At 73.4% G+C, this 16544-nt stretch carries 15 protein-coding genes; 2 read left to right on the top strand and 13 right to left on the bottom strand.

The features are described 5' to 3' along the window. Window positions 1-5: 5 nt before the first annotated feature. The 13 genes from ftsW to FHX45_RS05730 all read right to left on the bottom strand — a co-directional run bounded on the left by ftsW (window position 6) and on the right by FHX45_RS05730 (window position 13852). Window positions 6-1427: a putative lipid II flippase FtsW gene (gene ftsW / locus FHX45_RS05670; protein ID WP_167097295.1), complete on the bottom strand. Its 1422-nt coding sequence runs from the start codon at window positions 1425-1427 to the stop codon at window positions 6-8. Then, complete coding sequence (gene murD / locus FHX45_RS05675) at window positions 1414-2808, bottom strand: UDP-N-acetylmuramoyl-L-alanine--D-glutamate ligase (protein ID WP_167097297.1); 1395 nt, start codon at window positions 2806-2808, stop codon at window positions 1414-1416. The genes ftsW and murD overlap by 14 nt, the downstream gene beginning before the upstream one ends. A gap of 4 nt (window positions 2809-2812) precedes the next feature. Next, window positions 2813-3898, bottom strand: a complete 1086-nt coding sequence (gene mraY, locus FHX45_RS05680; RefSeq protein ID WP_167097299.1) for a phospho-N-acetylmuramoyl-pentapeptide-transferase — start codon at window positions 3896-3898, stop codon at window positions 2813-2815. Then, entirely contained in the window at window positions 3895-5364 is a 1470-nt protein-coding gene (locus FHX45_RS05685; protein ID WP_167097301.1) for a UDP-N-acetylmuramoyl-tripeptide--D-alanyl-D-alanine ligase, read from the bottom strand. The genes mraY and FHX45_RS05685 overlap by 4 nt, the downstream gene beginning before the upstream one ends. Further along, window positions 5361-6950, bottom strand: a complete 1590-nt coding sequence (locus FHX45_RS05690) for a UDP-N-acetylmuramoyl-L-alanyl-D-glutamate--2,6-diaminopimelate ligase (RefSeq protein ID WP_167097303.1) — start codon at window positions 6948-6950, stop codon at window positions 5361-5363. The genes FHX45_RS05685 and FHX45_RS05690 overlap by 4 nt, the downstream gene beginning before the upstream one ends. A gap of 156 nt (window positions 6951-7106) precedes the next feature. Then, the gene (locus FHX45_RS05695) at window positions 7107-8996 is read right to left on the bottom strand and encodes a peptidoglycan D,D-transpeptidase FtsI family protein (RefSeq protein ID WP_167097305.1); all 1890 of its coding nucleotides are present in this window, start codon (window positions 8994-8996) and stop codon (window positions 7107-7109) included. Beyond that, window positions 8996-9721 carry a cell division protein FtsL gene (ftsL, locus tag FHX45_RS05700; RefSeq protein WP_167097307.1) on the bottom strand — a complete coding sequence of 242 codons (726 nt, stop codon included), beginning with the start codon at window positions 9719-9721 and terminating at the stop codon, window positions 8996-8998. Before ftsL ends, FHX45_RS05695 begins: the two co-directional genes overlap by 1 nt. Further along, a complete protein-coding gene (gene rsmH, locus FHX45_RS05705; RefSeq protein WP_167097309.1) occupies window positions 9718-10677 on the bottom strand; it encodes a 16S rRNA (cytosine(1402)-N(4))-methyltransferase RsmH in 960 nt (319 codons plus the stop codon). Before rsmH ends, ftsL begins: the two co-directional genes overlap by 4 nt. Before the next feature lie 194 nt (window positions 10678-10871). Then, entirely contained in the window at window positions 10872-11303 is a 432-nt protein-coding gene (gene mraZ, locus FHX45_RS05710) for a division/cell wall cluster transcriptional repressor MraZ (protein ID WP_167097311.1), read from the bottom strand. A 359-nt stretch (window positions 11304-11662) separates the two neighbouring features. Beyond that, window positions 11663-12376 carry an ESX secretion-associated protein EspG gene (locus FHX45_RS05715; protein ID WP_167097313.1) on the bottom strand — a complete coding sequence of 238 codons (714 nt, stop codon included), beginning with the start codon at window positions 12374-12376 and terminating at the stop codon, window positions 11663-11665. Then, window positions 12373-12930 (bottom strand): PE-PGRS family protein, encoded by a 558-nt coding sequence (locus FHX45_RS05720; protein ID WP_167097315.1) that lies wholly within the window; start codon window positions 12928-12930, stop codon window positions 12373-12375. Before FHX45_RS05720 ends, FHX45_RS05715 begins: the two co-directional genes overlap by 4 nt. A 9-nt stretch (window positions 12931-12939) precedes the next feature. Further along, window positions 12940-13512, bottom strand: a complete 573-nt coding sequence (locus FHX45_RS05725; protein WP_341771360.1) for a DUF3558 family protein — start codon at window positions 13510-13512, stop codon at window positions 12940-12942. Then, entirely contained in the window at window positions 13502-13852 is a 351-nt protein-coding gene (locus FHX45_RS05730) for a hypothetical protein (protein WP_167097317.1), read from the bottom strand. The genes FHX45_RS05725 and FHX45_RS05730 overlap by 11 nt, the downstream gene beginning before the upstream one ends. A 247-nt stretch (window positions 13853-14099) precedes the next feature. On the opposite strand from FHX45_RS05730, the gene FHX45_RS05735 reads away from it, so the two are divergent. Both FHX45_RS05735 and FHX45_RS05740 read left to right on the top strand, forming a co-directional pair. Next, on the top strand, window positions 14100-15185 hold the full coding sequence (locus tag FHX45_RS05735; RefSeq protein WP_167097319.1) for an AAA family ATPase: 1086 nt from the start codon (window positions 14100-14102) through the stop codon (window positions 15183-15185). 15 nt (window positions 15186-15200) lie between these two features. Beyond that, window positions 15201-16475 carry a DUF58 domain-containing protein gene (locus FHX45_RS05740; protein ID WP_167108471.1) on the top strand — a complete coding sequence of 425 codons (1275 nt, stop codon included), beginning with the start codon at window positions 15201-15203 and terminating at the stop codon, window positions 16473-16475. Window positions 16476-16544 lie beyond the last annotated feature (69 nt).

Below are 16544 nucleotides of genomic sequence, written 5' to 3' on the forward strand. Positions count from 1 at the left end.
TGCTCCTACGTCCCTCTCCGCACTGAACTTCCCCGTCTTCCCGGCGCTGCGCGCCGGCGCTCGGGCGCCTGCGCCGATCGTGCCCCGCGGGCCGACGGGCGGTCCCCGCGGGGGGTGCCGCGCCCGCTGCCCCGCCGCCGGGCCGGCGGCCGGTAGACCTCGGGTGCCGGCAGGCGCAGCAGACGGCCGAACTTACCCGGTCCCTGCGAGCGCAACGCGGCGACCGACTCCGGTTCGTGCCGCGCCGCGTTGGCCAGCAGCCCCATCAGGAACATGGTGACCCAGATCGACGTGCCACCCGCCGAGATCAGCGGCAGTGTCACACCGGTGACCGGCAGCAGACCCACCACGTAGCCGATGTTGATGCCGGCCTGGGACACCGTGAACACCGTCAGCGTGCCCGCGGTGATCCGGATCCACGGGTCCAGGTTACGCATGGCGATGCGCAGCCCGACGATCGCGAGCCCGACGAACAGGCCGATCACCACGATGCAGCCGATGAACCCGAGCTCCTCGCCGATCACCGCGAATATGAAGTCGTTCTGCACGTTCGGCAGGTAGGACCACTTCGACGGGCCCTGCCCGAGTCCCTTGCCGAACAGGCCGCCGTCGGCCAGCGCGTACTTGGCCTGCGTGGCCTGGTAGGCCGCGCCGCTGGTGTCCGACCCCGGCGACAGGAACGACAGGACCCGCGACATGCGGTAGGACGCGGTCAGCGCGAGCACCACGGCCCCGGCGACGCCGCCGGCGAGGATCACCGCGAACAGCCGCTTCGGTGCGCCGGCGAACCACAGCAGCGACATCAGCACCACGCCGAGCGTGATCGTGCCGGACAGGTTCGGCTGCGCCATGACCAGCGCGAACATCAGCAGCGCGACCGGTACCACCGGCACCATCAGGTGCCGCCACTGGTGCAGCACGTGGTACTTGGTGACGAGCACGTGCGCGCCCCACAGCGCGAAGGCGACCTTGGTGAACTCCACCGGCTGCACCGAGAACCCGCCGACGACGAACCACCGCTGGGCGCCGCCACCGGCCGAACCGAGCGGCGTCAGCACCAGCGCCAGCATCGACAGGCACACGACCACGGCCATCGACGACAGCGCGCGGGTGCGCCGCAGCGGCATCCGCAGCGCCACCCAGAACACCACCGACCCGCTCAGCACGAACACCAGGTGCTTCTTGAACAGCGAGTACACCCCCGCCCCGGTGTCCGGGTCGACCGAGGCGACCGAGGACGCCGACAGCACCATCACGATGCCGATCGAGGTGAGCAGGCCGGTCAGCGCCAGCACCAGGTGGAAGTCGGCCAGCGGGCGCGACAGCCACGCGGTCAGCGCGGTGAAGGTCGCGCGCGCCGGGCTGGGCCGGTCACCGCGTTTGCGCTCGCGTTCCTGCTTCTGCTCCGGCTGCTCAACGACCGTCATCGGCAGACCCCGTCGCACGGGCCAGGACCGCGTCGGCGAAGGCGTCACCCCGATGGGCGTAGTTGCGGAACATGTCCAGGGAAGCCCCGGCCGGTGCCAGCAGCACCACGTCACCGGGCCGGGCCAGGTCGCTGGCCACCGAGACCGCCTCGTTCATGGCCTCATCGTCACCCGAGGCAACCCGATGGACGGGGACATCCGGCGCGTGTCGCGCGAGAGCGGCGGCGATCACCGGCGCGTCCGCGCCCATCAGCACCACACCCCGCAGCCGGCCCGCGACCACCTCGACCAGGTCGTCGACCGCGGCGCCCTTGAGCTGACCGCCCGCGATCCACACCACGCTGCCGTGCGCGAGCAGGGAGCCGGCGGCGGCGTGCGGATTGGTCGCCTTCGAGTCGTTCACGTAGCGGACCCCGCCGAACTCGCCCACCTCGACGGCCCGGTGCGCGCCCGGCCGGAACTCGCGCAGGCCCTTGGCCACCGCGTCCGGCTGCACGCCGTAGGCGCGGGCCAGTGCGGCGGCGGCGAGCGCGTTGGCCAGGTTGTGCGGACCGGGCGGCCGCACCTCGGCGGCGGAGATCAGTTCGTCGGCGGAATGTCGCGGGTCCGGCCCGTAGGCGCGGTCGATCAGCAGGTCCTCGACCAGGCCCAGCTCCCCCGGCCGCGGGGTGTCCAGCCGGAACCCCACCCGCCGCGCCCCGGCAGGCGCGTAGGAGTCGGCCAGCCGCACCGACCACGGGTCGTCGGCGTTGTGCACCACGACCGACGAGTGCGCGTGGATGGTGCCCTTCGCGGCGGCGTACTCGGCGAGCGTGCCGTGCCAGTCCAGGTGGTCCTCGGCGAGGTTGAGCACCACCGAGGCGTGCGGGGCCAGGGTCGAGGACCAGTGCAGCTGGAAGCTGGACAGCTCCACCGCCAGCGCCTGGTAGCCCTCGAAGACGGCGTCCAGCACCGGCAGGCCGATGTTGCCGCAGGCCAGCGCGTGCACGCCGCCGGCGCGCAGCATCGACTCCAGCATGCCGACCGTGGTGGTCTTGCCGTTGGTGCCGGTGACGGCGAGCCAGGTGGCCGGTTCCGGCAGGTCGCGGGAGGCGCGCCAGGCGAGCTCGACGTCGCCGATCACCTCGACGCCGGCCGCGGCCGCGGCGACCAGCAGCGGCGCCGCCGGCCGCCAGCCGGGGCTGGTGACCACGAGGTCGGTCCCGGCCGGCGGGGCGTCCAGCCCCGGGATCAGCTCGGCGCCCAGGCCGTCCAGCTCGGCGAGCCGGCCGGCGTCGCCGTCGGTCACGGTGACCCGGGCGCCCCGCTCGGTCAGCGCCCGCACCGCCGAGCGGCCGGTCACCCCGGCGCCGGCGACGAGGACGTTGCGTCCGGCGAACACGGTCCTAGCCTCCCGCGCCCAGCTGTTCGGAGTAGAACAACCCCAGGCCGAACATGCAGCAGATCGCGGCGAGCAGCCAGAACCGGATGATCACGGTGGTCTCGGCCCAGCCCGCCAGCTCGAAGTGGTGGTGGAACGGGGCCATCCGGAACAGCCGCCGCCGGGTCGTGCGGAACACCGCGATCTGGAGCACCACCGAGATCATCTCGACCATGAACAGGCCGCCGATGACGATGGCGAGCAGTTCGGTGCGGGTGGTGATGGACAGCCCGGCGACCAGGCCGCCCAGCGCGAGCGCGCCGGTGTCGCCCATGAAGATCTTGGCCGGGGCGGCGTTCCACCACAGGAACCCGATGCACGCCCCCGCGGCGGCGGCCGCGACGACCGCGAGGTCCAGCGGGTCGCGCACGTCGTAGCAGGCGGCCTGCGGGGTCACCACGCAGGACAGCCGGGCCTGCCAGAACGCGATCACCACGTAGGTCGCCAGCACCATCGCCGAGGTGCCGCCGGCCAGGCCGTCCAGGCCGTCGGTGAAGTTCACCGCGTTCGACCAGCCGGAGACGACCACGTAGCAGAAGATCACGAAGATCACCGCGGGGAAGGTGATCAGCGCGAGGTCGCGGACGTAGCTCAGGTGCAGCGACGCCGGGGTGAGGCCGTAGCGGTCGGCGAACTGCAGCGCCATGATGCCGAACGCGACCGCGACCACGAGCTGGCCGACCAGCTTGGCGGTTTTGTTCAGCCCCAGGTTGCGCTGCTTGCGGATCTTGATGAAGTCGTCGAGGAACCCGACCACGCCCAGGCCCACCGCGAGGAACAGCACCAGCAGGCCGGACGCCGACGGGCCGTCGGTTCCGCTGTCGGTGCCCATCCAGTTCACCAGGTGCGCGGCGAAGTAGCCGACCACCATCGCGACGATGATCGCGACCCCGCCCATCGTGGGCGTGCCGCGCTTGGACTTGTGGCCCTGCGGGCCTTCCTCGCGGATCTCCTGGCCGAAGCCCTGCCGGGAGAACACCCGGATCAGGTAGGGCGTGAGCAGGATGGAGACCAGGAGACCGATCGCGGCCGCGATCAGAATGCTGATCACGCAACACCTTCCTTGAGCAGTGCGTCGGCGACGAGCCAGAGCTCGGCGACCTTCGAAGCTTTCACGAGCACGACGTCACCGGGCTCCAGCTGCTCCCGCAGGAGCGTGATCGCGGCCTGGGCGTCGGGCACCAGCACGGACTCCTCACCCCACGAACCCTCGTGGCTGGCGCCCTGGTGCATCGCGGCGGCCTCGTCACCGACCACCACGAGCCTGCTGATGTTGAGCCGGACCGCGAGGCGGCCGATCTCGTCGTGCGCGGACACGCTATCGGCACCGAGTTCGCCCATCACACCGAGGACCGCCCACGAGCGCCGGCCACGGCTGGCCGAGGCGAGGGTCTTGAGCGCGGCGCGCATCGACTCGGGGTTGGCGTTGTAGGAGTCGTTCATGACCACCACACCGTCGGCGCGGGTGGTGACCTCCATGCGCCGCGCGGAACGGCGCTGCGCGGCCGACAGCCGCTGCGCGACCTCCGCCACCGTGGCGCCGAGCTCCAGGGCGATCGCCGCGGCCGTCAGCGCGTTGCCGACGTGGTGCTCGCCGTACAGCGACAGTTTCACCGGCGCCGTACCGGACGGCGTGATCAGCCGGAACGAGGCCCGGGCCTGCTCGTCGAGCGTGATGTCCTCGGCGCGCACCTGGGCGTCCGGGTGCTCACCGACCCCCACGACGCGGGCCGTGGTGCGGCTCGCCATCGCCGAGACCAGCGGGTCGTCCAGGTTGAGGATCGCGACCCCGCCCTGCCCGGCCGGCGGCAGGGCCTCGACCAGTTCGCCCTTGGTCTTCGCGATCCCCTCGCGCGAGCCGAACTCGCCGACGTGGGCGCTGCCCACGTTGAGCACCGCCCCGATGCGCGGCGGGGCGATCTCCGCGAGGTGGGCGATGTGTCCCGGCCCGCGCGCGGACATCTCCAGCACCAGGTGCCGGGTGTTCTCGTCGGCGCGCAACGCGGTCCACGGGTGGCCCAGCTCGTTGTTGAACGACCCCGGTGGCGCGACGGTCGGGCCCATCGGCTCGAGCAGCTGCGCGATGAGGTCCTTGGTGGAGGTCTTGCCGGACGAGCCGGTCACCCCGACGACGGTGAGCCCGGCGCGGGACAGCTCGAGCACCACGTACCGGGCCAGCCTGGCCAGCGCGCCCAGCACCGCCGCCCCGGAGCCGTCCCGGTCGCCGGTCAGCGCGAGCGCGCGCTCGTGCGCCTCGCCGGGCGGCAGCGGCGGAACGATCACCGCCGGCGCGTCCACCTCGCGCGCGGCGAGCACACCGGCCGCGCCGCTCGCGACCGCCGTGGCGGCGAAGTCGTGCCCGTCGACCTTCTCACCGGGCAGGGCGACGAACAGCCCGCCCGGCGTCAGCTTGCGGGAGTCGAACTCGACGGTGCCGGTGACCGTCGCACGACCGTCGGTGCGGTGCAGCCGCCCGCCGGTGATGGCGGCGATCTGCTCGAGCGTGAGCGGGATCAACGGGTCTCCTGGTTGTCTTCGAGCCGGCGCCGGATCGCCGCCGCCAGCTCGTCGCGGTCGGAGAAGGGGTGCACGACGCCCGCGGCCTCCTGGCCCGTCTCGTGGCCCTTCCCCGCGATCAGCACGACGTCCCCCCGGCGGGCCAGCTCGACCGCCCGGACGATCGCGTCGCGCCGGTCACCGATCTCGAGCACCTCGCCGGCCTCGTGCCCGGCGGCGCGGGCACCGGTGAGCATCGCCGCGCGGATGGCGGCCGGGTCCTCGGAGCGGGGGTTGTCGTCGGTGACGATGAGGACCTCGCTGCGCCGGGCCGCCGCCTCGCCCATCATCGGGCGCTTCGCGGTGTCCCGGTCGCCACCGCAGCCGAGGACGGTGATGATCCGGCCCTCGGTGCGGGCGCGCAGCGCGTCCAGCGCCTGCGCCACCGCAGCCGGCTTGTGCGCGTAGTCGACCACGGCAGTGAAGTCCTGGCCCAGGTAGACCCGCTCCATCCGGCCGGGGACCTCGACGTGCGCCAGACCGGTCACGGTCTCCTCCAGGGTGACCCCGCACGTCTCCAGGATCGCCGCCGCGAGCACGGCGTTGGCGATGTTGAACGTGCCGGGCAACGGGAGCGTGGCCTGCGCCGAGCGGCCGCCCGGGGCGTGCAGCGTGAACGTCTGCTCACCGGCGGCGGTGGTGGCGAAGTCGGTGGCCGTCCAGCTCGCGTCGACGCCGGGCTCGGTGGTCACCGTGATGGTGTGCGGCGTGACCAGCTGCTGACCCCACGCGGTGTCGATGCACACCACCTCTGTGGTGGAGCGGCCGTCGAACAGCAACGACTTGGCGGCGAAGTACTCCTCCATGTCCCGGTGGAAGTCGAGGTGGTCCTGGGAGAGGTTGGTGAACGCGCCGACCGCGAAGCGGGTGCCGTTCACCCGGCCCAGCGCCAGCGCGTGGCTGGACACCTCCATCGGCACGTGGGTGACACCCTGTTCGACCATCACCGCGAGCAGCGCCTGCAGATCGGGCGCCTCCGGCGTGGTGAAGGCGCTGGCCAGCCGCTCCCCCGAGATGCGGGTCTCGATCGTGCCGATCAGCCCGGTGACGTGCCCGGCGGCGCGCAGGCCGGACTCGACCAGGTAGGTGGTGGTGGTCTTGCCGGAGGTGCCGGTGATGCCGAGGACGGCCAGCTCCAGCGACGGCTCGCCGTAGATCCAGGCGGCCACCGGCCCGAGCACCCCGCGCGGGTCCGGGTGCACCAGCACCGGAACACCCGCGTCGCGCAGCGCCGGCCGCTGCGCACCCGCCTCGTCGGTGAGCACCGCGGCCGCACCCGCGGCGATGGCGTCCGCGGCGAAGTCGGCGCCGTGCGCCCGCGCGCCCGGCAGCGCGGCGAACAGGTCGCCGGGCAGGACGTGCTGCGCCCGCAGCGTTGCCCCGGTCACGACCGTGTCACCGGGCCAGTGCGGCTCGCCGACCAGGCGCGCGTCCGCGCGCGCCACCAGAGTGGTGAGCGGGACCGGCTCGATGCGGGTCGGCCGTGGCGGCGCCACCGCCGCCTTCACGGGGCTGTCCGGTACCCGCCCCTCCGCTTCCTGCGACATGGTGCTGTTTCCAGACGCGTTCACCGACACAGCACGGAAGGTTACCGAGGTGGTTTTCCCCGCCGTCGCCCCGGTACTCCTAGCGCTTGTGTCTCGATTGGACAGCGCTTGATCGCGGCAGCGCTCGATGGGACAGCGCCCGATGGGACAGCGACGCTACGGCAGCACCAGGGGCACGTACGGCGCGGCGCCCTGCGACAGCGGGATCTGGAACCGCTGCGTCAGGTAGGAGGCGATGTCGTGGAACAGCGGCGCGGCGGAATGGCCCGCGGGCAGCGTGGTGTCCGGCGCGTCGAGCCGGATGCCGACGACGAGCCGCGGGTTGTCCGCGGGCAGGATCCCGGCGAAGGTGATGTTGTAGAGGGTGTCGCTGTAGGCCCCGGTGGCCGGGTTGACCTGCTGGCCGGTGCCGGTCTTGCCGGAGATCTGGTAGCCCTCCAGCGCCGCGGTGGGCGCCGTCCCGCTGTTGCCGTTGCGGCCGCTCTGCGTGACCGCCCGCATCATGTTCCGCACGGTCGTCGCGGTCTGCGGGCTCACGACCTGGGTGGTTTGCGGCGCCGCCTTGGGCACCACCGTGCCGTCCGGCCGGACCTCCTCCTTGACGATGCTCGGCTGCACGCGCAGGCCGTTGTTCGCGATCGCCTGGTACATCCCGGCCATCTGCACCACCGTCATCGACAGGCCCTGGCCGATCGGCAGGTTGCCGAACGTGGTGCCGGTCCAGGTGCTGCGTGGCGGCACGAACCCGCGGCTCTCCCCGGACAGGCCCAGGCCGGCGCTCTGCCCGACGCCGAAGCGCTTGAGGTAGTCCAGGTACTTGTCCGGGCCGAGCTGCTGGGCCAGCAGCAGGGTCCCGATGTTCGACGACTTCGCGAAGACACCGGTGACCGAGAAGTTCTGGGTGCCGTGGGACCACGCGTCGTGCACGACGTGGTCGGCGACCTTGAGCTGGCCGGGCACCTGCAGCACCGAGTCGGGCGTCACGATGCCCTGGTCGATCGCCGCGGTGGCGGTCACGATCTTGTTCACCGAACCCGGTTCGAACGGCGTGGACACCGCCTGCAGGTCCATCAGCGACTGGGTGTAGGTCTTGTTGTCGTACGGGTCGAAGGTCGCGTCGTCGGCGATGGCGTAGATCTCACCGGTCCCGGCGTCCATCACGACCGCGCTGGCGCCCTTGGCGTGCGACTTGCGCACGTAGTCGGCGAGCGCGTTCTGCAGGAAGTACTGCGTGTCCGAGTCCAGCGTGAGCACGACGTCGTTGCCCGGGGTGGCGGGTTGCACGTCCCGCTCGGTGCCCGGGATGATCACGTTGTCGTTGCCCTGCTTGGTGTCGGCGACGTAGCGGCCCGGACGGCCGGCCAGGTCCGCGTTGAGCGTGTACTCCAGCCCGGACAGGCCCTGCAGGCTGTGCTTGGACACGTCCGGGTCGTCCATCCGCCAGTTCGCCAGGCCCACCACGTTGGAGGCGAGCGTGTCGCCCGGGTACTGCCGGGCGGCGCGCACCTCGGCGCCGATCTCCGGGAAGGCGGAGGTGATCTGCCCGGCGATCGACGGCTCGACCCCGTCGACGAGGTAGGTGAACGACGCGGTCTTGTGGAAGTCGTCGAGCAGCTCCCGCTCGGTGATCCGGCCGGGCAGCTTGGCGGCGATGAACCGGGCCGCGTCCGCCGCGCGCCGCTCGAAGTTCTGGCCCCCCGCCGGGTTCTTCGCGGCGACCTCGTCCCATGCCTTGCGCATCGCGCGCAGGTTCACCGACAGCGCGCGGGTCTCCACGGTGAAGGCGAGCTTGACGTTGTTCCGGTCCACAATGGACCCGCGCTTGGCGGGGATGGGGATGGCCGTGCTGCGCTGGCTCTCCGCCTTCGCCGACAGCGACGCGGCCTGGAAACCCTGGACCTGCACGAGCTTGAGCCCCGCCAGCACCAGCACCGCGACCAGCGCCACGCGCACGCCGACGTAGCGGCCCTTGCCGGTGGCGGCGTTGGGCTGGCCCGCCACCTGGCGCATGCGGGCGCCGTAGCTGCGGCGTCCCGGCTTCGCCATCACTGCCCTCCCGCGGTCTGCTGCCCCGGCGCCGGGCCGTCCGCGGGCGGGACCGGCGACTGCTCCTGCTGGCCCTCGTCCTGCGGCACGTCACCCTCGATCGGGCGGCCACCGGCCGGGGTCCCCGGCTGCAGGACCGGCCCCGACGGCGCCGGCGCGACCGGCGCGCCCTCGGCCTTCTTCGGCTCGCCGACCACGGTGACCGACCCGTCCGGGTTCTGCACCAGGTGCGCCGGGTCGCCAGCCGGGACCATGCCCAGTGCCCTGGCCCGCTCGGCGAGGGAGGACGGCGATTCGGCCCCGCTGACGTCCTGCTGCAACTGCTCGATCCGCTCGGTCAGGCCCGCGTTGGAGTGCCGCAGCTGTTCCAGCCGGTAGGAGTCGGCGATCGCCTGCGTCGACAGCAACAGCGTGGTCACCACGCCGGCGGCGAGCAGCATCATCACCATCAGCACGAACGTGGCACGGGAGCGCGGCAACCGCAGCGCCAGCCGCGCCTGCCGCCGCTCCGGCGCCGGGGCGGTGCGCTTGAGCCCCTCGGCGCGCTGCGCCCGGCGCGCGTAGGCGCGCTCCGCGGCCGTGCTGCGCTGCGGCTGCTGCTGGCGGCCGCGGCGCTTGACCGGGACCGGTGTGCCCAGCCCCTCGGGCACCGGCGCATCCGAGCGGCGCGGACGCCGTCGCGGCTGGGCACCGGCCTGCCTGCGGGCCCGCGTAGGCGCTGTCATGCGTCCGCCTCCTTGATCCGTTCGGCCGCCCGGAGGCGGACCGAGGCCGCCCGGGGGTTGTGTTCGATCTCCGCCTCGCCCGCCTTCTCGGCGCCGCGGGTGACCAGCTTCAGTTCCGGCCCGTGGCCGGGGAGTTCGACGGGCAGGCCGGGCGGGGTACGGGACTTCGCCAGCTCCGCGAACGCCTGCTTCACGATCCGGTCCTCCAGCGAGTGGTAGGACTCCACGACGATCCGGCCGCCCACGGCCAGCGCGGAGAGCGCCGCCGGGACGGCCCGGCGCAGCACCTCCAGTTCGCCGTTGACCTCGATCCGCAGCGCCTGGAAGGTGCGCTTGGCCGGATGCCCGCCGGTGCGCCGGCTCGCCGCCGGCACCGCGTCGTAGAGGAGGCGCACCAGCCGTTCGCTGCGGTCGAACGGCTGCCGGGCGCGCTCCGCGACGATCGCCTTGACGATGCGCTGGGCGAACCGTTCCTCGCCGTACTCGCGCAGGACGCGGACCAGCTCGCCCGGTTCGTAGGTGTTGAGCACGTCGGCCGCGGTGGGCCCGGTGGTGGGGTCCATCCGCATGTCCAGCGGGGCGTCCCGGGCGTAGGCGAACCCGCGCTCGTCGGAGTCCAGCTGCATCGAGGACACGCCGAGGTCGAACAACACACCGTCCACATGGGACAGTCCGAGCCGGGAGAGTACCCCGGGCAGGGTGTCGTAGACCGCGTGCACGAGCTCCACCCGGTCGCCGAACTTCGCCAGCCGCGCCCGGGAGAGCTCCAGCGCGCGCGGGTCGCGGTCCAGGCCGATGAGCCTCAGCTGCGGGAACGCGGTGAGCAGCGCCTCGGAATGCCCGCCGAGGCCGGTGGTGGCGTCGACCGCGACGGCGGGACGGCCCTCGAGGGCGGGGGCGAACAGCTCCACCACGCGCTCGATCAGGACCGGCACGTGCGCCGCCTCGGCTGCCACTACTCCCACCCCCTCGTCCCGTCGTCCGGATGCCGTCAGGTCCCCGCCCGCCCGCTGCGGACCTGGTGCCGGGGAAGGTGCACCAGGGCCGCTGAGCGGACAGAGGCCTCACGGCATCCGCCGCCGGATCCCGCCCCCACTGCTGTGCTGCTCCCCGGGCCCGCGCCCCCCGACGGCGCGGGTACCGGGAACCCTCAGAAGACGCCCGGCAAGACCTCTTCCTGGGCCTTCGCGTAGCTGTCCTCGTGTTCCTCCAGGTAGGACTCCCAGCGCTGGGCGTCCCAGATCTCCAGCCGGGTGATCGCGCCGATCACCACGCACTCCTTGTTGAGCCCGGCGTAACGCCGCAGCTCGGGCGCGATGGCGATGCGCCCCTGACCGTCCGGACGCTGCTCGTCGGTACCGGCGAACAGGTACCGCTGGTAGGCCCGCACCGCCTCGTTGGTGAAGGGCGCCTCCGCGACCTTGCGGGCCAGCTGCTCGAACTCGGCACGCGGGAAGACGAAGAGGCAGTGATCTTGCCCCTTGGTGACCATCAGCCCACCTGCCAGCGCGTCGCGGAACTTCGCGGGCAGCGTGAGCCGCCCCTTGTCGTCCAGCTTCGGGGTGTGCGTGCCGAGGAACACCGGCACTCACCTCCCCGCCGCTCCCGGTGGTCGCACCGGTCACGGCCCCGGGGCCTCCCTTCCGCCCCACTGGGCACCACCGTACCCCACTTTTCCCCACAGTCAACGCGGGGACAGAGCCCGACCGGGCGATCCTCGCGCTGTTTTCGCAGGTCAGGAGGTGGGGGGTGAACTGGGGAGGAGGTGGGGCGGCCGGCGGCGCCTCCCCCGGGCCGGGTATCTCACACCGCCGCGCGGGCCCCGTTCCCCGGCGTGCGGACCCCTCGGGTGGGCGGATGTGGGGCCGCCGGTGGTGGAGAGTGGGGAGCCCGGATGGGGCACCGTGGGTCACCAACCGCACGGCCGGCACGGCGGGCGCGTCAGGGCAGCAGGTCGGCCAGCCGCGCGGCGATCTTCGCCGAGCCGGCCGGCACCACGTTCACCCAGTCCGCTCCCCCGCGCCCCGGTTCGACCGTGCCCAGGTACGCACCCAGGTCGGTGCGGAACCAGCTGACCCCGCCGGCGCGGCGGACCCGGGCGCCGTCGCGCACCCGGACCGAGAACTGGCCCGCTCCGAGCACGGGCCGGGACCGGATCGCGTGGATCTCCGCCATCTGCCGCGCAGCGGCCCGCGACCCCTCGCCCCCGGACAGGGCGTCCGCCGGCAGGCTGACCCCGTGGCCCGGTCCCGGCTCCAGTCCGGGCAGCAGGTCAACGACCGCGGCGACGATCTCGGTGTCCCGGATCCCGGACAGCCCGATCGTGCGGCTCGGTTGCGCCGCCAGCACGCCGCGCCTGCCCCCGGCGGCGGCGACGGCCCGGAGCGGCACCCCGGCGCCGAGGTCCGGCAGCGCCTCGCACTCGACGTAGACGGCGGCCGAGGCGAGCGTCGCCAGGCGGGACTCCAGCGCCGGGTCCAGGCGGTCACCGTCGAGCAGGTTGCGCCCGGCCAGGTTCGCGTGCACGGCGCGGCGCACCTCGGCACGTTCGGCCTCGGTCGCGCCGACGCTGCGCACCGCCAGCGGCGGTGGCACGCGGCCGTGGCCGAGGTCGTGCCACAGGATGTCGAAGGCGGACGCCGAAACCCGGATCACCGCTGCCCCAGCTCCGGCGGGGGCTCGAAGAAGTGCCCGGGCACGGACTCGCGCAGCGCCGCGTCCCGGGCGTTGAGCACGTCGATGGCCTTCTGGCGCGCCTCTTCCGCGGCGGCGCGGCGCTGCGCCATCGCGTCCGACAGCCCGGCGAGCGCGGCGAGATCCCCGCTCGTGGCGGCCGCCCGGATCATCGCGACGGCGTCGTACCCGACCGGCGGCGGCATCTCGTCGCGGGCGCGCGCGGCGATCTCGGCCTGGCGGACCACCGCGCCGGACAGCGTCAGTGACAATTCGGTGGCGTTCCCGGACCAGCTCTGCGCCTTCGCGATCGTCTTGCCCAGCGCCTCACCCGCGGGCCCCTCGAACGCCGCCCCGGCCTGGGTGGCGAGGGCGGCCAGCGCCCGCGCCGACTCGCGCAGGCTCCGGGCCAGCCCCGCCCACTGCTCACCGATCCGGCCGGCCGTGGCCGGGTCGTTGCCGTCGGTCACCTCGGCCGCCATCGCCTCGTGGCTGGCGGATTCATAGCGCCGGGTCGGCTCGGGCACCTTGTCCACACTGGCTCCCTACGGCAGTTTCGGCTCGATCAGCCGGGCGACGGTGTCGGCCCGGCGGCACGCGAGCGGGGTGTCGGTGAAGCCGGAGTTGGTCACGTCCACCTGAACGCTGCCCGCCCGGCCGATGCCGAGCAGGACCGCGCAGGTGCCGTCCCCGGCGCCGCGGTCGGACACCCGGAAACCCTGGTGCCGCCCGACGGTGACGCGCTTGCCGGTGCCCTTGTCGATCTGCAGCGAGGCCAGCGGAGCGTCCCCGGCGAGCGTGACCGTGACGCCGAAGGTCCCGGCCTCGGTCCAGTCGCAGGCCCGGGAGGTGCCGATCGTCTTCTCCTGGCCCAGCGAGGTCAGCCCGGCGGTGGACCGGTCGATGGCGGACAGCAGCTCACACGGCTTCAGCGCGTCCGGCCCGGCCGGGTCCGCCGGCGGTGACGACGGTGACGACGGTGACCAGGGTGGCCCGCTCGACGCACCCGGCGGGGCCGCCGCCGGCTGGGCGGGCGAGGGCGGCCGGCCGCACGCGGTGAGCAGCAGCGCCGCCGCGGCGAGCAGGAGGACCCCGGCGCGCATCCGGTCAGCCGCCACTGCAGTCCACGCCTTCGGCGGCGTCGTCGTCGCTGTCGGAGTAGCGCTTGAGGGCGTGGCTGATGTTCGTCTTGAGCGTCTCCAGCTCCTGCCCGAACCGGATCAGCGCGTCCGCCGCCGAGCCGGGGCCGCCGAGGCCGTAGCGGGCCATGAACTCGCCGACCTCCGCCGCGTACCCGCCGCCCAGCGGCACGGTGCGGCCCAGCACCCGAGCCTCCCGCACCATCTGGCCGACGACGTCCTGCAGCCGGCTGATCTGCTGGTAGGCCCCGGCCGCCAGCTCGGGCGAGACCGCGAACGCCCCCGCGTCCACGTGCAGGGCGCCGTGCGTGTCGGTCATCGGTTGTGTTCGCACCTCTCGGTAGCCACCCGCTTCCGCAGCGCAGCATAGCGTCCGAATCGAGTTCAGGGTTCGTCGACCGACTCGCCCGGCGTTTGACACACTGGAGGGAAGGCTGGGTGCCGGGCGCGGACCGCGGGCGGAGCACCGCTCCCGGCTGTGCGATCATTCCGCGCCGCGGCGCGGTCCGGCGAGGACCGCACACCGTGTTCAAGTTTGACAAAGGGCTTCGGCACCAGGAGGTCGAGTGACGTCGAGGACGCAGCCTGCATCCCCCGGCCAGTACGCCGGGGAGCAGGCGCCGGGGCAAGCGCCGTACCAACCCGGCGCGACTCCCGGACCAGGTGTGCCGATCAGCCACAACGGCCACGGCGAACTGCACGAGACCATGCGCCGCATCGCGGGCAACGTCGAGCGGGTGCTGGTGGGCAAGCCCGAGGTGGTGCGCGTCGCCCTGGTGACGCTGCTGGCCGAGGGCCACCTGCTGGTCGAGGACGTGCCCGGGGTGGGCAAGACCTCGCTGGCCAAGGCGCTGGCGCGCTCGATCGACTGCACCGTCAGCCGCATCCAGTTCACGCCCGACCTGCTGCCCAGCGACGTCACGGGCGTGTCCATCTACAACCGGCAGACCGGTGATTTCGAGTTCCGGCCCGGACCGGTGTTCGCCAACATCGTGGTCGGCGACGAGATCAACCGCGCGTCGCCGAAGACGCAGTCGGCGCTGCTGGAGTGCATGGAGGAGAAACAGGTCACGGTCGACACCACGACCTACCGCCTGGAGGACCCCTTCATGGTCATCGCCACCCAGAACCCGATCGAGATGGAGGGCACCTACGCCCTGCCCGAGGCGCAGCGCGACCGGTTCACCGCGCGCGTGTCGATCGGCTACCCCGACCACCAGGCCGAGCTGGCGATGGTGGACGAGCACTCCGGGCACGACCCGCTCGCGGACCTGCAGCCGGTGTCCGACGCGGCCACCCTCGAGCGGCTGATCCGGACGGTGCGCGCCGTGCACATGGCCCCGGAGGTGCGCAAGTACGCGGTCGACCTGGTCGCCGCGACCCGGCAGGTGCCGGAGATCCGGCTGGGTGCTTCGCCGCGGGCCACGCTGCAGCTGGTCCGCGCGGCGCGAGCCCAGGCCGCACTGTCCGGCCGGGACTTCGTCGTCCCGGACGACCTGCACGCCGTCGCCGTCCCGGTGCTCGCGCACCGGCTGGTGCTGACCACCGAGGCGCACGCCGCCCGGCGGTCGGCCACCGACGTGGTCCGCGCGGTGCTGCACCGGGTGCCGGTGCCCCAGGGCGGTCATCCGCAGACCTCCGGCCGCCGGTAGCCGGTGACGTTCCGGATGTTCCGGTCGCTGTCGGGGCTGACCACGCGGGGGCGCTGCCTGCTCGCCGCCGGGGTGGCGGCCGCGGTCTGCGCGGTGGTGCTCAACGAACGAGACCTGTTGCGGGTCGCCGTGTTCGTGATCGCGCTGCCGCTGCTGGTCGCCCTGTTCATCGCGGCGTCCCGGGTGCGCATCGGCGCGTCCCGCACGCTGCTGCCCGAGCGCGTCCCGGCTGGTTCGGCGGGCGAGGTGGAGCTGGCGCTGTGGCGCGACGGCAAGTTGCCGGCCGGTGAGGTGCTGCTCGAGGACGGCGTGCCGTACGCGCTGGGATCGCGGCCGCGGTTCGTGGTGGAACGCCTGCCGCACGGCCGGGTGATCGCGTTGCGTTACCCGATCCAGGCGATGATGCGCGGCATCCAGCAGGTCGGCCCGCTGCGCGCGACGCTGACCGATCCGTTCGGGCTGTGCGAGTTCGACCGCGAGCTGATCGCGCACTCGCGGCTGGTGGTGGTACCGAAGGTGGTCGGGCTGTGGGGGCTGCCCAGCGGCGCCGGGATCGGCGCGGGCGACGACGGCAGCGTGCGGTTGCGCGCCGGCCAGGGCGAGACCGATGTGGTGGTGCGGCAGTACCGGCAGGGCGACGACCTGCGCAAGGTGCACTGGCGGTCGACCGCCCGGCGCGACGAGATCATGGTGCGCGTCGAGGAGCGGCCGTGGCGTGGCGGCACCACGGTGCTGCTGGACCACCGGGCGGCCGCGCACCACGGCACGGGGCCGGCCGCGAGCCTGGAGTGGGCGATTTCGTTCGCCGCGAGCGTGTGCGTGCACGTGCGCCGCGCCGGGCACCGGGTCCGCCTGGTCACCGAGCACGGCAAGGCGCTGGCCGACGTGCCCGGCGACGGTGGCGAGGGCTATGACAACGTGCTGCTCGACGCGCTCGCCGCGCTGCAGCCCGCGCACCAGCGCGACCTGACGACAGGCCACGACCCGGCGGAGGGGCAGGAGCTGATCGCGATCCTGGGCACGGTGTCGAACCAGGCGGTGACGGAGCTGGCCCGGTTCCGGCCGCGCGGCATCCGGAGCCTCGCGGTGCTGCTGGACACGCCGGCCTGGTCGGGCGGCGTGAGCGCACCGGAGCAGCGCGCGGCCGCGACGGAGGAGTCGGCGGCGCTGCTGCGCGCCTCGGGCTGGGGCGTGGTGGTCGCCGGCCCCGCCGCACCGATGCCGCAGGTGTGGGCGGAACTGTGCCGCACCGCCGCCGGACGGGGCAGCCTGATCGGAGGCCCGCTGTGACCCCTGCGCGAGTTCTCCGCGCCAACGCCTGCGACGGGCCGCGGGCCGCGACCCCGCACCGCACCTGCG

Source organism: Amycolatopsis granulosa, from assembly GCF_011758745.1.
GTDB lineage: Bacteria > Actinomycetota > Actinomycetes > Mycobacteriales > Pseudonocardiaceae > Amycolatopsis_E > Amycolatopsis_E granulosa.

Coding starts and splice junctions, on each gene's coding strand:
- ftsW (WP_167097295.1), bottom strand. CDS start 1,427: ATGACGGTCGTTGAGCAGCCGGAGCAGAAGCAGGAACGCGAGCGCAAA.
- FHX45_RS05730 (WP_167097317.1), bottom strand. CDS start 13,852: ATGACCGACACGCACGGCGCCCTGCACGTGGACGCGGGGGCGTTCGCG.
- FHX45_RS05690 (WP_167097303.1), bottom strand. CDS start 6,950: ATGTCGCAGGAAGCGGAGGGGCGGGTACCGGACAGCCCCGTGAAGGCG.
- FHX45_RS05695 (WP_167097305.1), bottom strand. CDS start 8,996: ATGGCGAAGCCGGGACGCCGCAGCTACGGCGCCCGCATGCGCCAGGTG.
- FHX45_RS05740 (WP_167108471.1), top strand. CDS start 15,201: ATGTTCCGGTCGCTGTCGGGGCTGACCACGCGGGGGCGCTGCCTGCTC.
- ftsL (WP_167097307.1), bottom strand. CDS start 9,721: ATGACAGCGCCTACGCGGGCCCGCAGGCAGGCCGGTGCCCAGCCGCGA.